This is a genomic window from Ureibacillus sp. FSL K6-0165, from assembly GCF_038004285.1.
In the GTDB taxonomy this organism is placed as follows: Bacteria; Bacillota; Bacilli; order Bacillales_A; family Planococcaceae; genus Ureibacillus; species Ureibacillus thermosphaericus.
In genome coordinates, this window is record NZ_JBBOQS010000001.1 from 433,005 (window position 1) to 456,845 (window position 23,841).

17 protein-coding genes and 1 riboswitch are annotated in these 23,841 nt (G+C 35.7%); of the genes, 8 read left to right on the plus strand and 9 right to left on the minus strand.

The window, feature by feature from the left end; translation table 11 throughout:
* Positions 1 to 32 precede the first annotated feature (32 nt).
* Positions 33 to 1,139, minus strand: coding sequence for an o-succinylbenzoate synthase (menC, locus tag NST00_RS02165; protein WP_168412473.1), 1,107 nt, complete (start codon positions 1,137 to 1,139; stop codon positions 33 to 35).
* 991 nt (positions 1,140 to 2,130) lie between these two features.
* Between menC and NST00_RS02170 the strand changes: the two genes are divergently transcribed.
* The 4 genes from NST00_RS02170 to fumC all read left to right on the plus strand — a co-directional run bounded on the left by NST00_RS02170 (position 2,131) and on the right by fumC (position 7,130).
* Complete coding sequence (locus NST00_RS02170; RefSeq protein ID WP_016837607.1) at positions 2,131 to 3,300, plus strand: MFS transporter; 1,170 nt, start codon at positions 2,131 to 2,133, stop codon at positions 3,298 to 3,300.
* Positions 3,301 to 3,546: 246 nt separating this feature from the next.
* On the plus strand, positions 3,547 to 4,758 hold the full coding sequence (locus NST00_RS02175) for an ornithine--oxo-acid transaminase (protein WP_016837606.1): 1,212 nt from the start codon (positions 3,547 to 3,549) through the stop codon (positions 4,756 to 4,758).
* Positions 4,759 to 4,926: 168 nt separating this feature from the next.
* Positions 4,927 to 5,481: a DUF1273 domain-containing protein gene (locus tag NST00_RS02180; protein ID WP_168412474.1), complete on the plus strand. Its 555-nt coding sequence runs from the start codon at positions 4,927 to 4,929 to the stop codon at positions 5,479 to 5,481.
* Between the two features lie 260 nt (positions 5,482 to 5,741).
* A complete protein-coding gene (gene fumC, locus NST00_RS02185) occupies positions 5,742 to 7,130 on the plus strand; it encodes a class II fumarate hydratase (protein ID WP_016837604.1) in 1,389 nt (462 codons plus the stop codon).
* A gap of 113 nt (positions 7,131 to 7,243) precedes the next feature.
* Here the strand turns inward: fumC and ltrA are convergent, their stop codons facing one another.
* The 5 genes from ltrA to NST00_RS02210 all read right to left on the minus strand — a co-directional run bounded on the left by ltrA (position 7,244) and on the right by NST00_RS02210 (position 13,643).
* The gene (gene ltrA / locus NST00_RS02190) at positions 7,244 to 8,506 is read right to left on the minus strand and encodes a group II intron reverse transcriptase/maturase (RefSeq protein ID WP_340710146.1); all 1,263 of its coding nucleotides are present in this window, start codon (positions 8,504 to 8,506) and stop codon (positions 7,244 to 7,246) included.
* Positions 8,507 to 9,103: 597 nt separating this feature from the next.
* Complete coding sequence (locus tag NST00_RS02195; RefSeq protein ID WP_016837603.1) at positions 9,104 to 10,402, minus strand: nucleobase:cation symporter-2 family protein; 1,299 nt, start codon at positions 10,400 to 10,402, stop codon at positions 9,104 to 9,106.
* Between the two features lie 37 nt (positions 10,403 to 10,439).
* Positions 10,440 to 11,012, minus strand: coding sequence for a xanthine phosphoribosyltransferase (locus NST00_RS02200; RefSeq protein WP_016837602.1), 573 nt, complete (start codon positions 11,010 to 11,012; stop codon positions 10,440 to 10,442).
* Positions 11,013 to 11,133: 121 nt separating this feature from the next.
* Positions 11,134 to 11,235: riboswitch (purine riboswitch) on the minus strand.
* Between the two features lie 145 nt (positions 11,236 to 11,380).
* On the minus strand, positions 11,381 to 12,073 hold the full coding sequence (locus tag NST00_RS02205) for a hypothetical protein (protein ID WP_016837601.1): 693 nt from the start codon (positions 12,071 to 12,073) through the stop codon (positions 11,381 to 11,383).
* Between the two features lie 124 nt (positions 12,074 to 12,197).
* Complete coding sequence (locus NST00_RS02210; RefSeq protein WP_016837600.1) at positions 12,198 to 13,643, minus strand: amino acid permease; 1,446 nt, start codon at positions 13,641 to 13,643, stop codon at positions 12,198 to 12,200.
* Positions 13,644 to 13,841: 198 nt separating this feature from the next.
* Between NST00_RS02210 and NST00_RS02215 the strand changes: the two genes are divergently transcribed.
* Positions 13,842 to 15,041 carry a CynX/NimT family MFS transporter gene (locus NST00_RS02215; protein WP_016837599.1) on the plus strand — a complete coding sequence of 400 codons (1,200 nt, stop codon included), beginning with the start codon at positions 13,842 to 13,844 and terminating at the stop codon, positions 15,039 to 15,041.
* A gap of 71 nt (positions 15,042 to 15,112) precedes the next feature.
* A complete protein-coding gene (locus NST00_RS02220; protein WP_016837598.1) occupies positions 15,113 to 15,667 on the plus strand; it encodes a restriction endonuclease in 555 nt (184 codons plus the stop codon).
* Between the two features lie 38 nt (positions 15,668 to 15,705).
* Here the strand turns inward: NST00_RS02220 and NST00_RS02225 are convergent, their stop codons facing one another.
* Positions 15,706 to 17,550, minus strand: coding sequence for an SLC13 family permease (locus tag NST00_RS02225; RefSeq protein ID WP_016837597.1), 1,845 nt, complete (start codon positions 17,548 to 17,550; stop codon positions 15,706 to 15,708).
* A 362-nt stretch (positions 17,551 to 17,912) separates the two neighbouring features.
* On the opposite strand from NST00_RS02225, the gene NST00_RS02230 reads away from it, so the two are divergent.
* Positions 17,913 to 19,415, plus strand: a complete 1,503-nt coding sequence (locus tag NST00_RS02230; RefSeq protein WP_016837596.1) for a catalase — start codon at positions 17,913 to 17,915, stop codon at positions 19,413 to 19,415.
* A gap of 190 nt (positions 19,416 to 19,605) precedes the next feature.
* Here the strand turns inward: NST00_RS02230 and NST00_RS02235 are convergent, their stop codons facing one another.
* The gene (locus tag NST00_RS02235; RefSeq protein WP_096549898.1) at positions 19,606 to 20,535 is read right to left on the minus strand and encodes an AEC family transporter; all 930 of its coding nucleotides are present in this window, start codon (positions 20,533 to 20,535) and stop codon (positions 19,606 to 19,608) included.
* A gap of 254 nt (positions 20,536 to 20,789) precedes the next feature.
* On the opposite strand from NST00_RS02235, the gene NST00_RS02240 reads away from it, so the two are divergent.
* Positions 20,790 to 22,241, plus strand: coding sequence for a hypothetical protein (locus NST00_RS02240; protein ID WP_340709605.1), 1,452 nt, complete (start codon positions 20,790 to 20,792; stop codon positions 22,239 to 22,241).
* A gap of 39 nt (positions 22,242 to 22,280) precedes the next feature.
* On the opposite strand, the gene NST00_RS02245 is transcribed toward NST00_RS02240, so the two are convergent.
* Positions 22,281 to 23,465, minus strand: coding sequence for a CaiB/BaiF CoA transferase family protein (locus NST00_RS02245; RefSeq protein WP_168412480.1), 1,185 nt, complete (start codon positions 23,463 to 23,465; stop codon positions 22,281 to 22,283).
* Positions 23,466 to 23,841 lie beyond the last annotated feature (376 nt).

Here is a 23,841-nt window from a genome sequence, read left to right on the forward strand (position 1 = left end):
TCTAATTCAATAATCGTTTGGAATGCTCTTATTCAATTGTAAACTTTCGAGGAAACTGTATATTTTTCAATTATCTTTCTATTAGGCTCGTACCCTATTCCTACAGTTTGTGGCACTTGAATGGTTCCATCTTTCACAACAACTTCGGGATTTATGATATCTTCCTCAAAATAATGGCTTGACCCTGCAGTATCTCCAGGTAAAACGAAATTTGATAGTGATGTTAAAGCGATATTATGCGCTCGGCCAATTCCTGCCTCGAGCATTCCACCACACCAAACCGGTATGCCCTTTGATTGGCAATAATCATGAATTTTGATTGCTTCAGACAAACCTCCAACTCGTCCAATTTTGATATTTATAACACCACAACTACCCAATTCAATCGCCTTTCGCGCATCTTCAAGAGATATAATACTTTCATCTAAACAAATAGGGGTCTTCAAATGCTTTTGAAGTGTCGCATGATCCACAATATCGTCATAAGCTAACGGTTGTTCAATCATCATCAAATTATACTCATCCAACTGTTTTAATAAGTCGATATCTCTTAAAGTATATGCTGAATTCGCATCTGCCATCATTGGAACATTTGGGAATGCTTCCCTCAGCTTTTTGATGACTTCCACATCCCATCCAGGCTTTATTTTGACTTTAATTCTTTTATATCCTTCTGCAATGTACTTCCCGACCACTTCAATCTGCTTTTCGATTGTCGATTGAATACCGAGACTCACTCCTACATCTATTTTTTCTTTATTTCCTCCAAGGACTTTTGCTAAAGGTTGATTAGACTGTTGTGCGTAAAGATCCCAAATTGCCCCTTCAATCGATGCAATGGCCATTTTGTTTTTCCGTATACCTGCAAACATTTTACTTACATCATCTGGATGATGAATGTTCTTCTGTAAAATCATTGGAATCAAAAAATCTTCTAGCATATGCCAACAAGTTTTTACGGTTTCTTCACTATACCACGGCGCTTCGAAAGCAACGCATTCACCAAATCCAACAATTCCTTCATCCGTGTGAACTTCCAACAATAAAAAAGATTTATCATGTAACGTGCCAAAGCTTGTTGTAAATGGATTTTTCATTGGCATTTTTACATGACGAACAATGACTTTATGAATTCTCATCAATAATTCTCCCTTTTTATACATATGTATTTCGTTTATACAAAATCATTTTCATTGAAAAGTATTTTCTCATCAAATGATCTCTGAATTAGTAATAATTAATTCTTTATTACTTGAAAAACCGAAAATAGTTGTAGTTTTTCTTAAGAGTGAAGTAAAGAAAACAGTTTAGTTCAATAATAGACTTTTATCTCTAATTTTTCTCGTTATGATTGTTTATTATTATCAAAATGTTGGCTAATTGTCCCTTCATATAAACTATTAAATGAATATGATGAAAACAAAAGGAGGTGAGAAATTTAATTATTGTAACGGGAATTACGTTATCCTAGGGATATATATGAACGGAAACAATTATTCCTTTCAATTTGATGTAACAAACTTTTAATTGGCATAAATCGAGGATACCCATTTCCTGTATTGTGATAATGAACAAATACAGCCTTCTACATTAAATCAATTTGAACTCCCTATATAACGATGTAAAAATAAGAGCCTGTATTTGTTTCATTGAAAAGGATCTGTAAAGTTAAGTCCACGGTGAATAGATCCCTTCACAACAGGAATGGTTTGGGCGCATATTGTATCCTTGACTTCTAACTTCTTAGGTTGGCATGAGGGTGGAGTTTATAGTTTGATCATTGTTACCTCCATTTATTTAGTTGGGAACGTCTCTCCGAATTTGCATTCCCAGTAACCATTGTACACCCCTTATTCGACGGCGAGTGGTGAGTGAGCACACATTTCTTCCACAAATCCCATTATCATTCATGGATGGCAAGTAGCCATCCTTTTTTTGTTATGTCTTTTCCCCTTTTACTATTTTATGTAAGTATTCTGAAACATTTGTGTTTCCTTGACTCAGTCTTTCGTAAAGGTTTAAATAGGAATAGACCTTTTTGCACTTTCAATTTCTGTAAATGTACCGTTACAATATCACTACTGCTATTTAAAAATAATTTTATAGATAAAAAATTCAAAGGGGATATTTATGCAATCAAAATCTCAAAAAGTTGCCTTAGCTCTATTACTTGGAAATATTTTTATTACCTTTGTTGGTATTAGCCTAGTTATCCCTGTCTTGCCTTCATTAATGAATGAATTATCCTTAAGCGGCACCGTAGTAGGAAACATGGTAGCTGCTTTTGCATTAGCTCAACTAATCGCTTCTCCCATTACAGGAAAATGGACGGATCAATACGGCCGGAAAATAATGATTATCATCGGTCTTTTTTTATTTAGTTTTTCAGAGTTGTTATTTGGTATTGCTAAGAGCCTTGAGATTCTTTTCCTATCAAGAATTTTAGGTGGAATTAGTGGCGCATGCATCATGCCTGCGATTACTGCATATATTGCGGATATCACATCTGAAAGCGAACGTCCGAAAGCCCTTGGATTTATGTCTGCCGCGATTAATACCGGATTTATTGTAGGGCCTGGTATAGGCGGATTTTTAGCGGAATTTGGAATTCGTGTGCCATTCTTTGCTGCCAGTGTTTTGGGAGCATTAGTAGCCATTGCCTCCATTTTTATTTTGAAGGAGCCTGAACGTAGAGAGCATCCGAAAGTGTTCAAAGATGAAAAAATTGGTTGGAAACGAATTTTTATTCCAATGTATCTTATTTCGTTTATTATTATTTTCCTATCGACATTCAGTTTAGCTTCCTTCGAGTCATTATTTAGCCTATTTATTGATCATAAATTTGGATTTACACCAAAAGATATCGCCATAATCGTTACAGGCGGTGGTATTGTTGGAGCAGTTGTGCAAATTTTATTATTTGATGCATTAACAAAGCGGTTCGGAGAAATTAACGTTGTTCGAATTAGTTTAATTATGTCAGGCCTATTAGTGTTCGTTATGACAATTGTAAATTCTTACTGGACAATCATGTTAACTTGTTGGATTGTCTTTGTTGGCTTTGATTTAATTCGTCCAGGAATTACATCCTATCTTTCAAAAATTGCAGGAAATGAACAAGGTTTTGTAGGGGGCATGAATTCCATGTTTACAAGCATCGGAAATATCTTTGGCCCTATCATTGGTGGTATCTTATTTGATATGAATTATAATTATCCATACTACTTTGCAACAATCATATTAATTTTAAGTATTATCATTGCAATGTTTTGGAAAAACCAACTGAATTCTTATCATTAATCAAAATGGTTATCCAGTTTAACACAGTTTCTGGATAACCTTCTATTTTTATCCTTCATAAGTCTTTGGAAAAAAGTTTCAATTGAACTCTAATGCCTAATAAAAAGAGCAAATTATTATAATATTATTGATAATTTAAATTCTTTCGATTAAAAAATCACATCTATCATATATAATGAATTTATAAGCAATTTTGCTAAAAAACACAATTTTTTTATGCTTCAGTACATTAAGGGGGATTTTTCAATGGTTAAAACAACAAAAGAAATTATAGAAATTACAGAAAAGCTTGGTGCTCATAACTACCACCCACTACCAATTGTGATTAGTGAAGCAGAAGGAGTATGGGTAAAAGATCCAGAAGGTAAAGAATATATGGATATGCTATCTGCTTATTCTGCTCTAAACCAAGGTCACCGACATCCAAAAATCATTCAAGCATTAAAGAATCAAGCAGATCGAGTAACTTTAACTTCTCGTGCATTCCATAACGACCAACTTGGTCCATGGTATGAAAAAGTATGTAAAATCACCGGAAAAAACATGGTTTTACCAATGAATACTGGTGCAGAAGCTGTGGAATCAGCGATTAAAGTTGCTCGCCGTTGGGCTTATGATGTGAAAGGCGTTGAAGAAAATAAAGCTGAAATCATCGGTTGCAATGGAAACTTCCATGGCCGCACTATGATTCCTGTCTCTCTTTCATCTGAGAAAGAATATCAACGCGGTTTTGGACCGTTAATTCCAGGAATTAAATTAATTCCATACGGTGATATTGAGGCATTAAAAAACGCTATTACACCAAACACTGCAGCTTTTATTTTTGAACCTATTCAAGGAGAAGCAGGGATCATTGTACCTCCTGAAGGATTCTTAAAAGAAGCAGCAAAACTTTGTAAAGAACATAATGTATTGTTTATTGCGGACGAAATACAAACTGGACTTGGCCGTACAGGAAAAATGTTCGCTTGCGAGTGGGAGAATATTGAGCCGGATGTTTATATTCTTGGAAAAGCACTCGGCGGAGGCGTAATGCCAATTTCTGCTGTGGTGGCAAACGATGATATTTTAGGGGTATTAAATCCTGGTTCTCATGGTTCTACTTTTGGTGGTAACCCACTAGCTTGTGCTGTTTCAATCGCTTCCCTTGAAGTCATCGAAGAAGAAAAATTAGTGGAACGTTCACTTGAGCTAGGACAATACTTTAAAGAAGAACTTTTAAAAATTTCATCACCTATTATTAAGGAAGTGCGAGGAAGAGGTTTATTCATAGGGGTTGAACTTCATGAACCTGCTCGCAAATATTGCGAACAATTAAAGGAAAAAGGTCTATTATGTAAAGAAACTCATGAATATGTAATTCGCTTTGCCCCACCATTAATCATTACGAAAGAACAAATTGATTGGGCACTTGAACGAATTAAAGAAGTTCTTGAGAATGCAGAAAGTGCAAATTAAGAGAATATATAATATTCACTAACATGCACTAAATGCAATTCATTTATGGCTGTTTAGAAAGTTAAAATTTCTAAACAGCCTTATTTATTGATTTTTTTATTCTCATTACATTATGATATTCAATTAATATATAGCAAAACTATTCCTTATATTAAGAGAGGGATTAGAATGATTCAATCGCTTTATGTGTCAGGATACAGACCCCATGAATTAGGTATATTTAACGAAAAACATCCTGGCATCCAAATCATAAAAAAAGCCATTGAGAATGAATTGAGAAGTTTGATTGAGGATGGATTAGAATGGGTCATCGTCAGTGGACAACTCGGTGTTGAAATATGGACTGCAGAAGTTGTCATTGAACTAAAAAATGAATTTCCTCAATTGAAATATTCCGTTATTACACCTTTTTTAGATATCGAGAAAAATTGGAATGAACAAAGACAACAACAATACGCTTACATTATTAGTCAAGCAGATTTTGTGACAAGTATAACAAAAAGACCATATGAAGCACCTTGGCAATTTGTTGAAAAAGATAAATTTATTATTCAAAATACCGATGCCCTATTACTTGTCTATGATGAAGAACATGAAGGATCTCCAAAATATTTAAAGCGACTGGTTGAGAAATACATGGAACGCAATCCATATGAGCTATTTGTGATTACGTCTTACGATTTGCAAATCATTGCAGAAGAATTAGAAAGAGCTGAATGGTGATTTTTTCAAATTATGATGAATTTCCTGTTGACAATTTAATTGATAATGATTATCATTATCGTAAATAGAAATTTCCGAGCTGAACCCCCCAAAATATATCTCGGGAACAATATTTTCCATTTTATTTTCTCCAAATTATGTCTATATCCCCCTATATATAGACATTTCTAGGCTGCAACTATTATGTTGCAGCCAAAATTCTATAATCAATACTATTTTTTATTTGAAATACATATACTAATACGAAGGAGTTGTACAAAATGGAATATCGTATAGAAAAAGATACGTTAGGTGAAGTACGTGTACCTGCTGATAAAATTTGGGGCGCCCAAACACAACGTAGTAAAGAAAACTTCCAAATTGGCGATGAAAAAATGCCAATAGAAGTCATTCGAGCATTTGCAATACTAAAAAAATCTGCAGCGATCGCCAATAAAAAATTAAATAAATTATCACCAGCAAAAGCAGATGCCATAATTTCAGCAGCAGATGAAATTCTAGAAGGTAAATGGGATGACCAATTCCCACTAGTTGTTTGGCAAACAGGTAGCGGTACTCAATCTAACATGAACGTGAATGAAGTTATTGCTTACCGTGCAAATCAATTATTAATAGAACAAGGATCATCGGAGAAAGTTCATCCAAATGATGATGTCAACATGAGTCAAAGTTCGAACGATACATTCCCAACAGCATTACATATCGCTGCTGTTGAAATGGTAGAAGACTATTTGTTGCCTCGATTACAACTTTTGAAAAATACATTAAAAGAAAAATCAGAAGCTTTCAAAGATATCATTAAAATCGGTCGTACCCACTTACAAGATGCAACACCTTTAACACTTGGACAAGAAATTAGCGGCTGGTATTATATGCTAGAACGCTCAGAACAAATGATTAAACATAATACCGAGTATTTAAAGAGCTTAGCCATCGGAGGTACTGCAGTTGGTACTGGCATCAATGCTCATCCAAAATTCGGAGACATGGTGGCAGAAGAAATTAGTAATATTACCGGCAAACAATTTGTTTCATCTGAAAATAAATTCCATGCATTAACAAGCCACGATGAAATTGTTGCTGCACATGGTGCTTTAAAAGCCTTAGCTGTAGACTTAATGAAAATTGCGAACGATGTTAGATGGCTTGCTAGTGGTCCTCGTAGCGGTATTGGTGAAATTATTATTCCAGCAAATGAGCCAGGAAGTTCGATTATGCCTGGTAAAGTAAATCCTACTCAATCTGAAGCTATGACGATGGTTGTTACTCAGGTAATCGGTAACGATGCAACAATTGCTTTTGCTGCTAGTCAAGGAAACTTTGAATTGAACGTATTTAAACCTGTCATTATTTATAACTTCCTTCAATCAGCCCGACTTTTAGCTGATGCAATGAAATCCTTCAACGACAAATGTGCTATAGGCATTGAACCGAACCATGAAGTACTTGAGCGCAACTTAGAAAATTCTTTAATGCTTGTTACTGCATTAAATCCTTACATCGGTTATGAAAATGCAGCAAAAATAGCGAAAAAAGCTCATGCGGAAGGCACTACTTTAAAAGAAGCTGCACTTTCTCTTGGCTTACTAACAGAAGAACAATTCGATGAATATGTAGATCCGAAAAAGATGATTTATCCAAATGCTTAAATTTCTAAATTTGTGTTTTCATCCCTTAACATACCCCTAATCGAGTAGGAGGGAGCGATTAACTCCCGTCCTCTCACACCACCGTACGTACGGTTCCGTATACGGCGGTTCAATTAAGATAATTGACGCAAGTTTTCATAACGAGCTTCAAGACTTTCCAACCCTTGGTTTCTCCAATAGGAGTTACCAAGGGTTCTGTGTAATATTGGACTATTTGAAATACGCCAATAACTCTTCCGAGTATTTCCCCATTCATACGCTTGCCATTGTGGTACGCCAAGCTGAATAAGGTTGCGTATCTTTGTTTTCGGTTTCTTCCAGTTCTTCCATAGACACATTCGAAGTCTTCTACGAATCCATTTATCTAATTCAAGGAATATAGATTTGGTGTCTGCTAACGCAAAATATCCACTCCATCCCACTAGATATTGATTCAGTTTCTGAATGCGGTATTCCATCGGGTAGGGCATCTTGCGTGATGTGATTTCACGAACTTTATTCTTCATTCGTTTAAGGCTTTCTTTTGCGATACGAACCTTTGGCTCTTTATGATAGGTAAAGCTAAATCCTAGAAACTTACGTTTCCATGGACGGTCGACCGCTGATTTCTTTTCATTTACTTTCAGTCGTAGTTTTCCTTCAATGAATCGTTGAATGCTTGCCATTGTGCGAAGTCCTGCTCGTTTACTTTTCACGTAAATGTTACAGTCATCCGCATATCGAACGAATTTGTGTCCTCTTCTTTCCAATTCTTTATCTAGTTCATCTAGTACAATGTTAGATAGTAGCGGACTTAATGGTCCTCCTTGTGGAGTTCCTTCTAATGTGCTTGACACCACACCATTAATCATGACTCCCGATTGTAAATACTTACGAATCAATTTCAGTAATGGTTTATCTTGGATTCTCTTCGCGAGTGTACCCATTAATCTGTCATGGTTGACCTTATCAAAGAATTTCTCCAAGTCCATATCTACAACCCATCGATGTCCATCTCTTATATATTCTTTCGCTTTCCTCACCGCATCATGGGCACTTCGGTTTGGTCTAAATCCGTAGCTGTTTTCAGAGAATGTAGGGTCATACACTTTTGAAAGTACTTGGGCGATTGCTTGTTGAATCAAACGGTCTGTTACGGTAGGGATTCCTAGTAAACGAACACCGCCGTCAGGTTTCGGGATTTCGACTCTGCGGACTGGCATTGGTTCATAAGTTCCCTTGAGAATTGCCTCCTTAATAGATAGCCAGTTTTCGACTATGTGCTGTCGTAGGTTTTGTACGGGCATCATATCTACTCCGTGGCTTCCTTTATTCTGTTCTACACGTTTTAGTGCTTGAAGCATGTTCTCCCGTGACAGGATTTGATTCAAAAGCATCGTTATTCTCCTTCCGTGAATAGCTGTTCTCTTTATGCCAGTGGTCACTCCACCCTCCAAGAGGTCCCCCACGGGATTCACCGCTTCCTTCCTCAAGTGAGGTACTACGTTTTCTGTTTTCATCATGACTCACTGAATGCCAAGGGCTATTCTCTCTTAATTGTTCGGTCCTTCTTAGTTGTTCTAGACCAACTAATACTATGACCTCTGCTGACTTCTGACGGTTCAGCTACTTATCACTAAGTAGGTTATGAAGCGTACTTCACCTATCCGCCAGACCTCCCCGGGTAAGTACATGCACTTTCACACCATCTATCCGCCTCATCTACTCGATATGACCTTCGACAGAAAGAGCTTTGTTTTGTTTTGCAAACTCACTCAATCATACCTAGCCTTATATGAGGTTCGTGTTCCTCGGACCGGTGTTTTGCCTCCAGCTTCCTTCAGATTCCGCGTCACCACGGACACCCTTGCTCTTGGCTAACCTCTACTTCTGTCTTCGGGGTTCGGGACTTACACCCTATAGTTCATGTACATGCCGGGCGCACAAAAAGAAATAACCGACGAGCAATTGGCTCGTCGGTTATTTCTTTTATATTACTCTTCTGCTGTTGTTGCATACATGGAATCTACTTTTTTTGGACCAATCATATTAAATATGATGTTTAACATAATCGCTGATAATGAACCGCAAACAATTCCATTAGACGTTAAAATGGATAGACTACCTGGCAATACTTCAAAAATATTTGGTACAAATGCAACACCTGCACCAAGGGCTACAGAAATTGCGACAATCATCGTGTTTTCTGGTGATTTCAAAATTTCAGGTGCAAGCATTGTAATACCTTGCGTCAATACCATTCCAAACATTGCAAGCATAGCTCCACCTAGTACAGCTGTTGGAATAATTGTTGTTAGTGCTGCGATTTTTGGTAAAAAGCCTAAAGCAACGAGCATTACCCCAGTAATAATGATGACTTTTCGATCTTTTACCCCTGTCATTTTAATTAATCCAACATTTTGTGAAAACGTTGTATATGGAAATGCATTAAAGATTCCACCAATGATTGAAGCCAATCCTTCTGATCGATAGCCGCGTGCCAAATCACTTGCTGAAATTGACTTTTTCTCAATATCACCTAATGCAAAATAGACACCACTCGATTCTACTAACGAAACCATCGCAACAAGCGTCATTGTAAGGATTGAAGCCAAGTCGAAGGTTGGCGTTCCAAAATAAAATGGTTGTACCATATGGAACCATCCTGCTTCTAATACAGGCGAAAAATCAACTTTCCCCATAAAAATACCTATAATTGTTCCGAACACTAAGCCTAATAATATGGAGATGGAACGAATAAAGCCTGTTGTAAATCTATAAATCAATAAGATCATTATGAGAGTAACTAACGCTAATGTGAGGTTGGAAGCCGAAGCAAAATCTGGTGCTCCCTGTCCTCCGCCCATGTTATTCATGGCAACTGGAACTAATGAAATTGCGATAATTGTAACAACAGAACCTGTCACAACAGGAGGGAAAAATTTTACTAACTTTCCGAATACTCCTGATATGAGAATAATAATAAATCCAGAAGCAATAATAGCTCCATAAATCGCACCGATACCTTTACTCTGGCCAATTGAAATAATCGGAAATACCGCAGTAAATGTACATCCTAATACGACAGGCAAACCAATTCCGAAAGCTTTCCCCCTCATTACCTGTAACAAGGTAGCGACGCCACACATCATAATATCAATTGCCACTAAATACGTTAGCTGCTGCTCATCAAACCCTAATGAACTCCCAATAATTAACGGTACTAAAATAGCTCCAGCATACATCGCTAATAAATGCTGTATACCTAGGGTAATTGCTTTTCCATTCGTCATGAAATCATGTTCCTCCTCGAAATAATTAAACAATCAATTATTCAGCAAACTCGATTGTGTTATTTTTTAAAGATTTGATAATGGCTAAAGACTCTACACGAATACCTTGTTCTCGCAACACTTTCCCACCATTTTGGAATCCTTTTTCAATCACAATGCCAACTCCAACGATCTTACACCCTGCTTGTTTAGCTATATCCAATAATCCTTTTACCGCCTCACCATTTGCTAAAAAATCATCGATGATTAACACATTATCGTCTGGGGATAAAAAGTCTTTTGAAACGGATATTTCGTTTGTTTCTTGTTTTGTAAATGAGTAAACTTGCGAAGTATATAAATTTCCAGATAAAGTTAATGATTTTTTCTTGCGTGCAAATACTACCTCTGCACCAATAGTCAAACCTAACATCGTCGCAGGTGCGATACCGGAAGATTCAATTGTTAAAATTTTTGTAATCACTTCATCCTTAAATCGATTCGCAAATTCTTCGCCAATTTCTCTCATTAAAAGCGGATCAATTTGATGATTCAAAAAAGAATCCACTTTTAGCACAGTGTCCGAAAGCACTTTCCCTTCTTGAGCTATTTTTTCTTTTAACAGATCCATTAAAAATTCGCCCTTTCATCATTCCTTTAATAAAAAAACTCGAAAGACCTTTCCTATGAGGAATAAGCCTTTCGAGTATATCGAAAGCACATAGACTTGTGCATATGTACTAACATCCGACAAATCTAGACAATCCCCTCATAGTCGACTTATTTACGGTAAGTCGGTAGAAACTTGCGAGCCATATTCCCGCGATTATATGAGTGTGGTATTTATTTTTGAATGTTTATTATTATAAACACGTCATATGTCGAATGCAAGATATTTCTTTAAAAAAACACATGTATTATTCGGAAATCGGTGAAATTTCAACTAATGAGCAGATGAATTGTTCGCATTTTCTGTTTTTTCTAAACTATCACAAAAAACTATTTCAATAGGCGGCCAATTACTTCTTTTACAGTTCCAAACGCTGCTCCTTCTTTGCCAAAGTAAGACATATTACGGCATGCAATAACTTTGACATTCTCACCGTTTTCGAGGGGATATTCTGCAATAACTCCTAATTTTTCAAGTTCTTGTACAGTACCTGTCTCAAACGTTTCTACTTTATGAATCAAACGTTCTTGATAAATTTCTCGAAATTCATCAAACGCTTTAGAACCTTGAATGATGATAATTTCTGGTGAAAATTCATTCAGCACTTTTTCAAACAACTGTTTTCCCGAGAGATATAGTAAATGATTTTCTTTTTTCATTTGCTTAAACTGTTTATAATCCTTTGCAAGAAGACAATTTACATTCGTCAAAACAACGTTTTCATTAAATTCTTTTTTCATCCATTGTGCAAAATTCAAGCTACCTTTATATTCCCGAGAAGCTGCAATGATTTCAAGTCCGTTTAATTGTTCAAACAATTCTCCATCAACGAGTGAATCAGCATACATTTTTATATCATTTAAATCAAAATAAGCTAGTGATTCCGGATATAAACCGACTAAAAATACTCTCGATTTATAAGGGTTCCCATCCACTTGAAATGGCCGATATTGAATATCGTCAGAATGCCCATCCACAATCCATTCGTATATTTTTCTGAAAAAACCCACGGAGACCGTCATTTTACTCATCCTTTACCAGTCTTTTGATCTTTTTCACTTGATTAGACAGAAAAACCCTTAAAACTTTCCATTTTTCCCATTATAACAACAGATTTAGCCTCTTATATATCCTTTTGTTGTTGGCTTACTTTTTCTCTACATCTAAATTACATTCCTCAAGCGGAATCAATTTTGTTTTGTGTTTAATCTTATACCCTAACCAAAAGATGATAAACAAAGGAATTCCGATGTACGAAACCGCAATTCCATACCAATCGATTGTTCCGATAAAAGCCGTATAATTTTGCCCAATGATGACGATTAAACATAAAGTTAATGCAAACAGTGACCCAAATGGATATAAAGGTGATTTGTAAGGTAAATCATTTAAGTCTCTTCCTTGTTTAATATATGCTTTTCGGAATCGATAATGGCTAATGGCAATACCAACCCAAGCAATAAAACCTGATAACCCAGATGCATTTAATAGCCACATATAAACTATTCCATCCCCAAAGAAGGAAGATAGAAAGGCTAAACAACCTACTGCAAGAGTTGCAAGTAAGGCATAAATTGGTACACCTCGACGATTTAGTTTGGCAAAAATCTTCGGAGCTTTTCCGTCTACAGCCAATTGCCATAACATACGTGAAGAAGCATATAAACCTGAATTCCCAGCTGAAAGCATAGCAGTTAAAATGATGGCATTCATCACAGAAGCAGCAAAGGCAATCCCTAATTTATCGAATACTAAAGTAAATGGTGATACCGCTACATCTTCTGATAATAGTCGTGGGTCTGTATAAGGAATTAATAATCCAATTGCAAGAATGGCTAATATATAGAATAGTAATATACGCCAAAATACCGAACGTACAGCTTTCGGTATATTTTTCCCAGGATCTTCAGTCTCTCCAGCTGTAATTCCTAACAATTCTGTTCCTTGGAAAGAAAATCCCGCAGCTAAAAAGATTCCGAATATCGCTAGAAAACCACCATTAAACGGAGCCTCATCTATAAAGAAATTTGTTAAACCGACTGGCTCTCCACCAATAATGCCAAAAATCATTAAGAAGGAAGTAATAATAAAGATGATCACTGTGGCTACTTTAATCATGGCAAACCAATATTCACTTTCGCCATACATATTGACTGATAATATGTTAAAAGTTAATACGACTACAATGAAAAGGATTGTCCACAAAGCTGATGAACTATTAGGGAACCAGAATTTCATAATTAAATTTACAGCTGAAATTTCTGCAGCAATTGTAATTGCCCAGTTGTACCAGTAGTTCCACCCCATTGCAAATCCAAAGGCAGGATCCACAAATTTTGTTGCATATGTACTAAATGAACCTGAAGAAGGCATGTAGGCAGCCATTTCCCCTAAACTTGTCATTAAAAAATAAACCATGAACCCGATTAAGGCATACGCTACTAAAGCTCCCCCTGGCCCTGCTTGGGCAACGGATGCTCCACTGGCTAGAAACAACCCTGTTCCAATGGTTCCTCCTAAACTAATCATTGTAATATGCCTACTTTTCAATCCTCGTCTCAGTTGTCTATCATTTTCAATCTCTTTTCCCATGATATATCTCCTTTTAACTCCATTTCCTCTATTCTTACATTATTTCCTTTTGAAAAAAATTTTTTAGTTATTATTGAAAAAGCATTCTCCTACCAAAATTTACAATTGAAAGGTATTATTATTCTTGTATCCGTTCAAGAAGGCACTTTATTAATATAACACTATTTTGGTTATTTTGAATTATTGGAGGTCTTTTTTATGAAGATAGAACAAGAAAGTTCTGTTAATAAACTCCATTTTACTTTTGCAACCTTTATTTTTTTCATAGCCATCATCTTTTTTGCTACGACCGTAAGAACTCCGATAACGGGAGTTGGGTCTATCATCTCCTATATTCGAGAGGATTTACGCATTTCCAATACTTTAGCAGGATTTTTAACGACGATTCCGCTTCTTGCTTTTGCTATTGTTTCTCCCTTCGCACCAAAGATTTCACGTAAATTAAGCATGGAATATACCTTGTTCTACTCATTGATTCTTTTAACAATCGGAATTATTTTGAGATCAGCCGGAAATATCCCCTTACTTATTATCGGTACGATATTAATAGGTGTTGCTATTTCTTTTGCAAATGTATTGTTCCCGAGTTTTTTTAAAGCAAAATATCCATATCATGTCGGATTGTTAATGGGAATATATACTGTATCGATGAACATCTCAGCCGCAGCATCTCTCGCTTTTAGCCAACCTATTGCGGAACATGCTGGGTGGCAAGGTGCTCTTGGATGTACTGTTATTTTCGGTTTGCTTACAATGATTGCTTGGATTCCCATTCTGCGCAGTGAGCACGTTGAACAAGGCAAAACAGAAAAAGAGGCCAAATTGGGGAACAGAATTTGGAAATCCCCTCTCGCATGGGCAATTGCAATTGCGATGGGAATGCAGTCTTTATTGTTTTACTGCTCCACTGCTTGGATACCAGAAATCTTAGTATCACAAGGTTTCAGTTTAGATAAAGCTGGTTTAATGGCATCTGTTTTTCAGCTCTCACAAATGCCCATGACATTTTTTGTTCCAATACTAGCTGAAAAATTATCATCTCAGCAGCCAATTGTCTATTTCTTTACTCTATGCTATCTCATCGGTTTTAGTGGTCTATTATTCCAATGGACAGATGCCATACTCATCTGGATGATGCTTTTAGGACTTGCGGCAGGTGCTTCCTTTGGGCTTGTTTTAATGCTTTTTACATTGCGTACCAGAAACGCTTATGAAGCATCTGAAATTTCTGGATTTGCTCAGTCTTTTGGTTATTTAATTGCTGCAGTTGGCCCCGTTTTGTTCGGATTCATTCAAGAAATAACAGGTAGCTGGACAGTGCCGAATATTCTGTTTATTGCAACTTCTATAATTTTATTTATATTTTCCTTCATCAGTTCAAAAAAACGTTATATTTAACAAACACAAACATACGTACCCTTTTTTATGATACTATATAGGTTGAGAATTGCAGTAAGGGGTTAAGACTGTTGGCAAAGAGAACTAAAAAGAAAAATCGATTTACTCGTGTATTGTTTAGGCTTCTGCTTATATTCGTAGGTTGCATCGGGTGGTACTTTACAAGAACTTGGAAAGGTACACTGATTTCATTAGGAATTTTTTTATTCACTGCTTTCCTTATAAAATTATGGTGGAAAACAAGAGGCTTTTTTCGCCTTCGAAAAGCCGGTATTAAGCAAATAGATGAAATGACAGGCGAAGAATTTGAAGAGTTTTTAGGCATGCTTTTTAAAAAACGTGGCTTTAAGGTAACGTATACAAAGACCTCTGGTGATTATGGCGCTGACCTCATTTTACAGGACCGAGAAAATACGATTGCCGTTCAGGCAAAAAGATATTCCGGAAGTGTAGGTGTAAAAGCAGTCCAAGAAGTAATCGGTGCTTTAAAAATGTACGATGCAACAGAAGCTTGGGTTATTACAAACAGTTATTATACAAAACAAGCACAAAAATTAGCAGAATCAAACGATGTATATTTAATCGATCGCGATGAATTGATTGAAATCATTTTAGATTCAAAATAAAGAGAGTGCATCATCTTCTTGATGACGCACTCCTTTTCTTATAATGGAAATATAAAAGGAATAACAAACATCATCACAATAAGCATAATCAATTGTAACGGTATTCCGATTTTTAAAAAATCCGTAAATGTATAGCCTCCCACAGTTAACACTAATGAATTCGTTGGTGAAGCAATTGGTGTCGCAAAAGCCATTCCACTTGCAGCGGCAACTGCAATCATAAATGTATATGGGTTTGCATCCATCGTCAAAGCGGCATTCATTGCAATTGGAGCAAACAAAACAGCAGTAGCAGTATTACTAATAAATTGTCCGAATACAATGGTCAGTAGATAAACCCCTACTAATACACCAAAAGAGCCAAAACCACCTAATACATGTATAATGCCATCTGCTAACAGCGTCATTCCACCGGTTTTTTCTAACGCTGTCGCCATCGGTAACATTGCCGCTACTAATACGATACTCTCAAAATTCATTTGATCATAAGCATCATCTACATTCCGTAAACAACCAGTAATAATCATTAACACTGCTCCAATTAATACACAAATTACCGCATCGAACACTTCAAAAACCATTAATGCAACCATAAAGAGTAAAATGGCAGCTGCTATTTTGGCTTTTCCTGTTGCTGCAATGTGTCCAGCCATTTCTTTTGGTTGTCCAACTACTACTACATCTTGCGTTTCCTTGGATAAAAATTCAATCGCATCCCAAGTTCCTTGAACTAAAATTGCATCACCAAAACGAAGCCTTTGAGAAGCAATGTTCTCTGTGAAATATTCTCCTTTTCGATTAATTCCAATTATATTTACATCGTATTTTTCCCTAAATCCAATTTCACCAACTTTTTTTCCAATCAGTCTTGAATGAGGAGTTAATAATACTTCCCCTACACCAATATCTTTTGAAACTAATTCATTCGATTCCTCTCGATCAAATTCACGAACTACCAAACCACAATCTTTTACAAAGTGATATACATCTTCTTGCTCCCCTTGAACATATAATACATCTCGAGCATGGATAATAGATCTAGGCCCTGCTACCATTTGATGAGGATAGGAAAATACTTTTGGTCCTTCTGTATGTTTCAGTATTTTCATCACATATACATTGAATGTCGAAGGCAATTTCAATTCAGCAAGGCTCTTCCCTACAATTTTTGAATTCATTGGAACGTAAACTTTAAATAATTTATCGTTTAGATGATACTCTTCTACAATCTTCTCCGGAGACAACTGATAAGCGTTATTTGAACTAATTCCTTTGTTTTTATTTGGTAGCAGCTTATTTCGCACGAATACTAAATAAAGGATCACCACTACCGCTGCAATCATCCCAATTGGTGTAATGGCGAAAAAACCCAACTTGTCAAATCCATAATCCACAAGAGTCTGGCTAACAATCAAGTTTGGAGGTGATGCAATGAGCGTCATTAGGCCGGACATGCTGGCCATATAAGATAGTGGCAATAAATACTTAGATGGACTTACTTGAATACTTAATGCAATACTTACTACAATCGGCATCATTAATGCCACCGTACCTGTATTACTCATAAAAGCACCGACAACCGCAACAATGAGAAGAAGTAATACAAACAATTTTAATTCACTATTTCCAGACCACTTCAATAACAATCTTCCTGCCATACCACTTAATCCAGTTCGCATTAATCCTGTTCCGATTATAAATAACCCCGCAATCATGATGACAACTGAATTAGAAAACCCTTCCAACGCCTCTTGTGGTGTAAGGATTCCCAAAGTGACAAACGCAAGTAGCGCCATGATAGCAATTAAATCTCCCCGAAAACGATTTAATATAAACAGGAATATTGTTACTACTAAAAGGGTAAAGGTAATTATCAATTGCATAAGAATACTCCTTAATCACATACCGTACATTTTTATATTGAATCAACCACACAATAGTTCATTGTACTGCAATAAATATCTTTTTTCACTGGAATACAATAATTTTTCATTTAGATTTATTCATTATCAATTATTTTGTCATGTATAGAATCAATACAACCATTTTTAGCTTCATTTTTTCTCTTTCACTTTTTTACTATGTTTTATTACATTCAAGTAATTGAAGGAATTCAATTCAGATTAGAATATTTACCTCTTTATAAATTATTTCTAAAAATAATTATTCTAATTTAGTAGAAATTTTTATTTAGATTTGTTATAGTTAATACATAAGCGAAGAACAATTTAGGAGGTACAATGATATGACTAATATTAACGATAAACGCCAACTCTTTACAAAAGCAAATGGTGCACCCGTTGTGAACAACCACGATTCTATGACAGCAGGCAAACGTGGACCTGTCTTATTACAAGATGTTTGGTTAATTGAAAAACTTGCGAACTTCAACCGTGAAGTAATTCCAGAACGCCGTATGCACGCAAAAGGTTCAGGGGCACATGGTACATTTACAGTAACGCATGACATTACAAAATACACGAAAGCAAAAATGTTCTCTCAAGTTGGGAAAAAAACCCCATTATTCATTCGCTTCTCTACAGTTGCTGGTGAACGTGGTGCAGCTGATGCAGAGCGCGATATCCGCGGTTTCGCAATCAAATTCTATACTGAAGAAGGAAACTGGGACTTAGTTGGTAATAACACACCTGTATTCTTCTTCCGCGATCCATTGCACTTCATCGATTTAAACCACGTAGTAAAACGCGATCCTCGTACAAATATGCACAATGCTAATAGCAATTGGGATTTCTGGACACTTCTTCCTGAATCATTACACCAAGTGACAATTACAATGTCCGACCGCGGAATCCCTGCAAGCTACCGCAACATGCATGGATTCGGTTCTCATACTTACAGCTTTATTAATGAAGATAACGAACGTGTTTGGGTTAAATTCCACTTCATAACACAACAAGGGATTAAAAACTTAACAGATCAAGAAGCAGCTGAATTAATCGGTAAAGACCGTGAATCTCATCAACGCGACCTTTACAATGCAATTGAAAATGGTGACTATCCAAAATGGAAAATGTACATCCAAGTAATGACTGAAGAACAAGCAAAAGAAATGCCTTACAATCCATTCGACTTAACAAAAGTATGGTACAAAAAAGATTTCCCTCTCATTCCAGTTGGTGAAATCGAATTAAATCGAAATCCAGATAACTACTTTGCAGATGTAGAACAAGCTGCATTCTCACCATCAAACATCGTACCTGGTATCGGTTATTCACCAGACCGCATGTTACAAGCTCGTATTTTTGCATACGCGGATGCACAACGTTACCGTTTAGGAGTAAACCATTATTTACTTCCTATTAACGCTCCAAAATGTCCATTCCGCACATTCCACCGCGATGGTGCAATGCGCTTTGATGGCAACTTAGGAAGCACGCTGAGCTACGAACCAAACAGCTACGGCGAATGGCAACATCATCCTGAATTGAAAGAGCCACCTTTAGCTCTTGAGGGAGATGCGGATATTTATGATTTCCGCGAAGATGACAATAACTATTTCGAACAACCTGGAAAACTGTTCCGCATCATGACTGCAGAAGAACAACAACGACTCTTTGAAAATACGGCTCGCGCTATGGAAGGAGTAGAAGAACATATTAAACGCCGCCATATTTTACACTGCTACTTAGCAGACCCTGCCTATGGTGAAGGCGTTGCAAAAGCACTTGGTTTATCATTAGATGGAATGGATTTAACAAATCCATATAAAGATTCTGTCAAAAAATAATTAATTATACTGTTCAAATAACCTATTTCAAATCGCTTACAAATGAATCTATCAATCTACTAATCATTGATAAAAAATCCTACCTTACCATCATCGGCAAGGTAGGATTTATTTTTGTCATCACTATCCTGAAATCCTGAAATTGATTTAACACTTTGGGGTAGTTAAGACCTTTTATTAAGCTTTCTTTTTATCCAAAAAGAATGTTGGATAGATATATCACGATTGTTACCGTAAAGCAACTTACAATCGTAGAGAATAAAACCGTTTGTGCGGCAGTATTGGATTCCACATCATATTCTAAAGCTAGACTTGAGCTGTTGCGGGATGTAGGAAATGCGCTTGCAATAAATAGAGATTTTGCAACGACCCCATCGATTCCAAGTAGATAAATGATTAGTAGTGCAATTGCTGGGCCTAGTATTAGTCGCGTAAAGCAGCTTGTAATAATCGTTTTGTTAATAATTGTACGTATTTCAATCTGGGATAATTGAGCCCCTAACGTAATTAAAGCAACTGCAATAAATCCTTCTGCAACATGATCCAATGGAATGCGAAAAGTTTGGGGAATTTCAAAATCTGCGATATTTAAAATAATCCCAATGATTAATGCATGAACAATCGGCATTTTCAAAAAGCCCTTTAAAATTTCCAACCCTGATTTTGTCGCAGAAATTAAATTGTACAAGCCGTAAGTATACGTGGTCATATTTTGGAAAATAACGAGAATTACTTGAATGGCAACCCCAATCGGTTGAGTAGCAAAAACCATTTGTGCAACAGGTATACCATAGTTCCCAGAGTTGATGAGCACAACACTATTTTTGAAGACAGCCGATTCTAAACGATTAAGACCTAATAGTTTGGCTATGTAATGGCTAATCAGCATTTGACTTCCAATAAACAAAACAATAAATATTGCTACTTGTGCAAGTACCGACATGTCAATTGTCGTTTCGTATATATTGACAAAGACTGCAGCTGGCATAAAACAGTATGTAACGAGCTGAGACAATGCTTTTAAGTTAAATTGAAATTTCTTTTGTAACAATGCACCTACTACAAGCAATACAAGAATTGGTGCAACAATTTGGAAAAAAATCATTGATAAGTAGTACATTTTGCGACCTCGCTTAGTTTAGATAGGTAGCTTCATTCAATATTACATTATACTAAATGTATCATATTCTTCGAGTTGCTAGTCTTACTAAGAGATCGATTCTTCACCAATTGGTTTTCAGTGATGCCCGCAATCTGATGGATATTTCAATATGAATAGCAAACAAAACTAGCTAAAAGGTAAATCTTTTTTGCATTTTTTTTATTTCTAATCTTTGGTATATTCATCTTAAGTGATTTAGGAGGAGAGGCAGCATGCTCAAATTTGACGAACTGCTCTTTCAGAAAACGAAAGGTCAGATAGGCAAGCCTTTTGAAGAAATAATTGAACAATTCAGTAGTTATAAAGTAGACGAAAAAATATTTGGCAACGTAATTCCTCTTGAACAAATTCTTTTCAATAAAACAGAAGCAACAAACGTTATTTATAGTACCGTTAAAAACAGCTGGGGAAAAATGGACTTATTTACACAAGAAATGTTTCGTTTATCGAATATAGAACTGCAAAACGTTGAAAAGAAACTCGACGCATTTTTCTCATCTCCAACTAGCAAAAAATTAATATTCGAGCATGCACTCATGAAAAATGTTTTTAACTTTTCACATTTTATTGAATTAGTTTTTGGGAAAAAGTCGAATTATTCAAAATCAATTACTAAATTGAATGAAATTCATTTATATAAAATAGGGAGAAAATATTTCATATATATACTATATAATCAGAAACCTGACTTTTGGCGTTATTTGTATGCCAAAAAAATTTATTCAATTTTCTTACAAACACCATTACATACGATTCAAAATCCCCTTGATTTAATGAATCAATTTAAGCAATTAATTCAATCTTTTCAAACGAAAAATCAAGTGGTCACAACAATGAATAAATTCATTCAAAATATTGATTATAAAAATCCACGTTCCTATTTGTTAAAAGAGTTTCATTTATTAAATATCTCCCTTCATTTTATGGGCGGAAAGCGACACTATAAAAAAATTAATAAATTGATATCGGATGTAATTAGAACGTGGAAATCTGGAGAATGGGCACTGACCGAGAAAGAACAAACTTTACTATCGTATATTTTAGCAATTGATGGAGCAAAGCATTTTGATACGGAAAAAACCATTGCTCATGGAAAATATTTAATCATGAATGATCGTTTAATTAATCATTCCATCGAATTATTAATAGAATATGGAGAAATATTACCTAACTTAAAACCGGAGCCACAATCGTTAGTAAAACGATACGATAAAAATTACCTAGAACAAGTATTTTTTATTGTCATTGATGCTCTTGTAAAAAACGAACAATATTTCGATGTGCTACAATTGATGAAAGAGTATGAAATCGCTTCATGTACAAGCATCTATGATTTTTTAAATGCAAAAGTCTTCGATAAAGATTTATTGCTTAAAATTGAAGCAACTGTGCAACGGGATATTGCTTACATCGTTGATCATTCGCCTCAGCACGTATTACAATCTATCGAAAAATGGCTAAAACAATATAAAGAGATTGAAAGTCCTTTCTATCCTATTGCTAAAATGACATCCCAACATGTTTGCAATTTGTTGAAAGCTCTTTTCGCCACAGAACAATTTGAACTGTTTGAACAATTAATCAACATCTATATAAAATACTTAATACTACAAGAAGATTTTGAGGATTTGCGTAATTTCGTTTCCGGTTTTGTACAAAAATAAACGTCCCAAAAGTAATAGCCATTACCTTTGGGACGATTTTTATTGCAGCACGCCCTTTTGATGGAATGTTTCAATCTCCTCATCCGAATAACCAAGCGATTTTAAAATTTCTACTGTATGTTCACCGACTTTTGCACCAACAAATTTATAGGTTGGTTCGACACCGTCAAATTTTATTGCAGTTCCAATCTGCTTTTGTGTTGTACCGTCTTCTTTTGGAACATCGACAATCATATTTCGAGCTTGAATTTGCGGGTGATTGCAAGCCTCTTCAAAGGTTAGAACTGGTTCAACACAACCGTGAAAATCTTCATTGAACACTTCCAACCACTCATCAAAAGTTTTCGTTAAGAAAGCATCTTTTACTGCCTCTTTAAATCTCTTTTGTGTATAAGTAGAGTCATTAAACGTGCTTTGAATTAATTCAGGAATATCTAATGCTTCACACAATAACTTGCGGAAGTGCGGCTCTAAGCTACCTACTGAAAAATAACGGCCATCCTTTGTTTCATAATAATCATAAAACGTTCCACCGTTTAATATTTCTTCTTCAGCCTTTGGTAACTCACCGCTTCCTAAAAAGGCTGTTCCATATAATGCATTCATTGTGAAGACAGCATCTGTCATGGATATATCAATGTATTTTCCTTCTCCCGTTTTTTCACGATGTAGTGCACATGCAAGCACACCTATCGCTGCATGTAATGTTCCCCCAGCTATATCTGCAATTTGTATCCCCATCGAAACAGGTTTTTTCCCTTTGTGTCGTGAATAATCAAGTATACCTGCAATCGATAAATAATTATTATCATGACCTGGACGATTGCGATATGGTCCTGTTTGGCCATAACCCGTGACAGAACAATAAATCAGCTTTGGATTTACTTGTTTTAATGACTCATAATCTAAGCCTAAACGTTCCATTACACCAGGCCGAAATCCTTCAATGACAATGTCATATTCTTGGATTAATTTTTTTACGATTTCCACTGCTTCTTGTGTTTTTAAATTTAGTTTGAGTGATTTTTTGGAGCGATTTAAATGCTGATGAATGTACGACTCTTTATTATCATCATATGGCGGCATAATGCGCATTAAATCCACTCTACGTGTGGACTCAACGTGAATGACGTCTGCCCCAAAATCTGCAAACATCATCGTCGTAAAAACCCCAGGAAGCATTGATGAAAAATCGAGAATTTTTAAATCTTTTAATATAGTCACTTTTCCCATCCCCTCTATGAACAAGCCAACTATTCATATAATTTTTGAAGAAACAAACTGCTATCATTACGAGCTTTATAACAGTTATATCTCAATAATTATAGTAATATTTTAAAATAATCTGAAAATTTTGTGAACCTCTTATTCAATATATGATAATTCATTCATAGATATTATTAAATCTATGAAAACGGAATGGAAATAGTAAAATCCATTAATAGTAATTATTAGATTCCTCTTGAATGATAGGGAATTTGATTCTATAAAAAAATGTATTTTTATAAAATATTTTCCTAGTATGCTAGTTTGTTCGTCAACATAACCATCTATATTAAGCGAACTCCTATTTATACATAAAAGACCCCGTCATCTCTAT

Bases quoted from the DNA above. Each gene is read 5' to 3' on its own strand.
- ltrA (WP_340710146.1), bottom strand. From the start codon at position 8,506: ATGCTTTTGAATCAAATCCTGTCACGGGAGAACATGCTTCAAGCACTA.
- fumC (WP_016837604.1), top strand. From the start codon at position 5,742: ATGGAATATCGTATAGAAAAAGATACGTTAGGTGAAGTACGTGTACCT.
- NST00_RS02170 (WP_016837607.1), top strand. From the start codon at position 2,131: ATGCAATCAAAATCTCAAAAAGTTGCCTTAGCTCTATTACTTGGAAAT.
- NST00_RS02180 (WP_168412474.1), top strand. From the start codon at position 4,927: ATGATTCAATCGCTTTATGTGTCAGGATACAGACCCCATGAATTAGGT.
- NST00_RS02240 (WP_340709605.1), top strand. From the start codon at position 20,790: ATGCTCAAATTTGACGAACTGCTCTTTCAGAAAACGAAAGGTCAGATA.
- NST00_RS02215 (WP_016837599.1), top strand. From the start codon at position 13,842: ATGAAGATAGAACAAGAAAGTTCTGTTAATAAACTCCATTTTACTTTT.
- NST00_RS02205 (WP_016837601.1), bottom strand. From the start codon at position 12,073: ATGACGGTCTCCGTGGGTTTTTTCAGAAAAATATACGAATGGATTGTG.
- NST00_RS02230 (WP_016837596.1), top strand. From the start codon at position 17,913: ATGACTAATATTAACGATAAACGCCAACTCTTTACAAAAGCAAATGGT.
- NST00_RS02235 (WP_096549898.1), bottom strand. From the start codon at position 20,535: ATGTACTACTTATCAATGATTTTTTTCCAAATTGTTGCACCAATTCTT.
- NST00_RS02195 (WP_016837603.1), bottom strand. From the start codon at position 10,402: ATGACGAATGGAAAAGCAATTACCCTAGGTATACAGCATTTATTAGCG.
- NST00_RS02200 (WP_016837602.1), bottom strand. From the start codon at position 11,012: ATGGATCTGTTAAAAGAAAAAATAGCTCAAGAAGGGAAAGTGCTTTCG.
- menC (WP_168412473.1), bottom strand. From the start codon at position 1,139: ATGAGAATTCATAAAGTCATTGTTCGTCATGTAAAAATGCCAATGAAA.
- NST00_RS02225 (WP_016837597.1), bottom strand. From the start codon at position 17,550: ATGCAATTGATAATTACCTTTACCCTTTTAGTAGTAACAATATTCCTG.
- NST00_RS02210 (WP_016837600.1), bottom strand. From the start codon at position 13,643: ATGGGAAAAGAGATTGAAAATGATAGACAACTGAGACGAGGATTGAAA.
- NST00_RS02175 (WP_016837606.1), top strand. From the start codon at position 3,547: ATGGTTAAAACAACAAAAGAAATTATAGAAATTACAGAAAAGCTTGGT.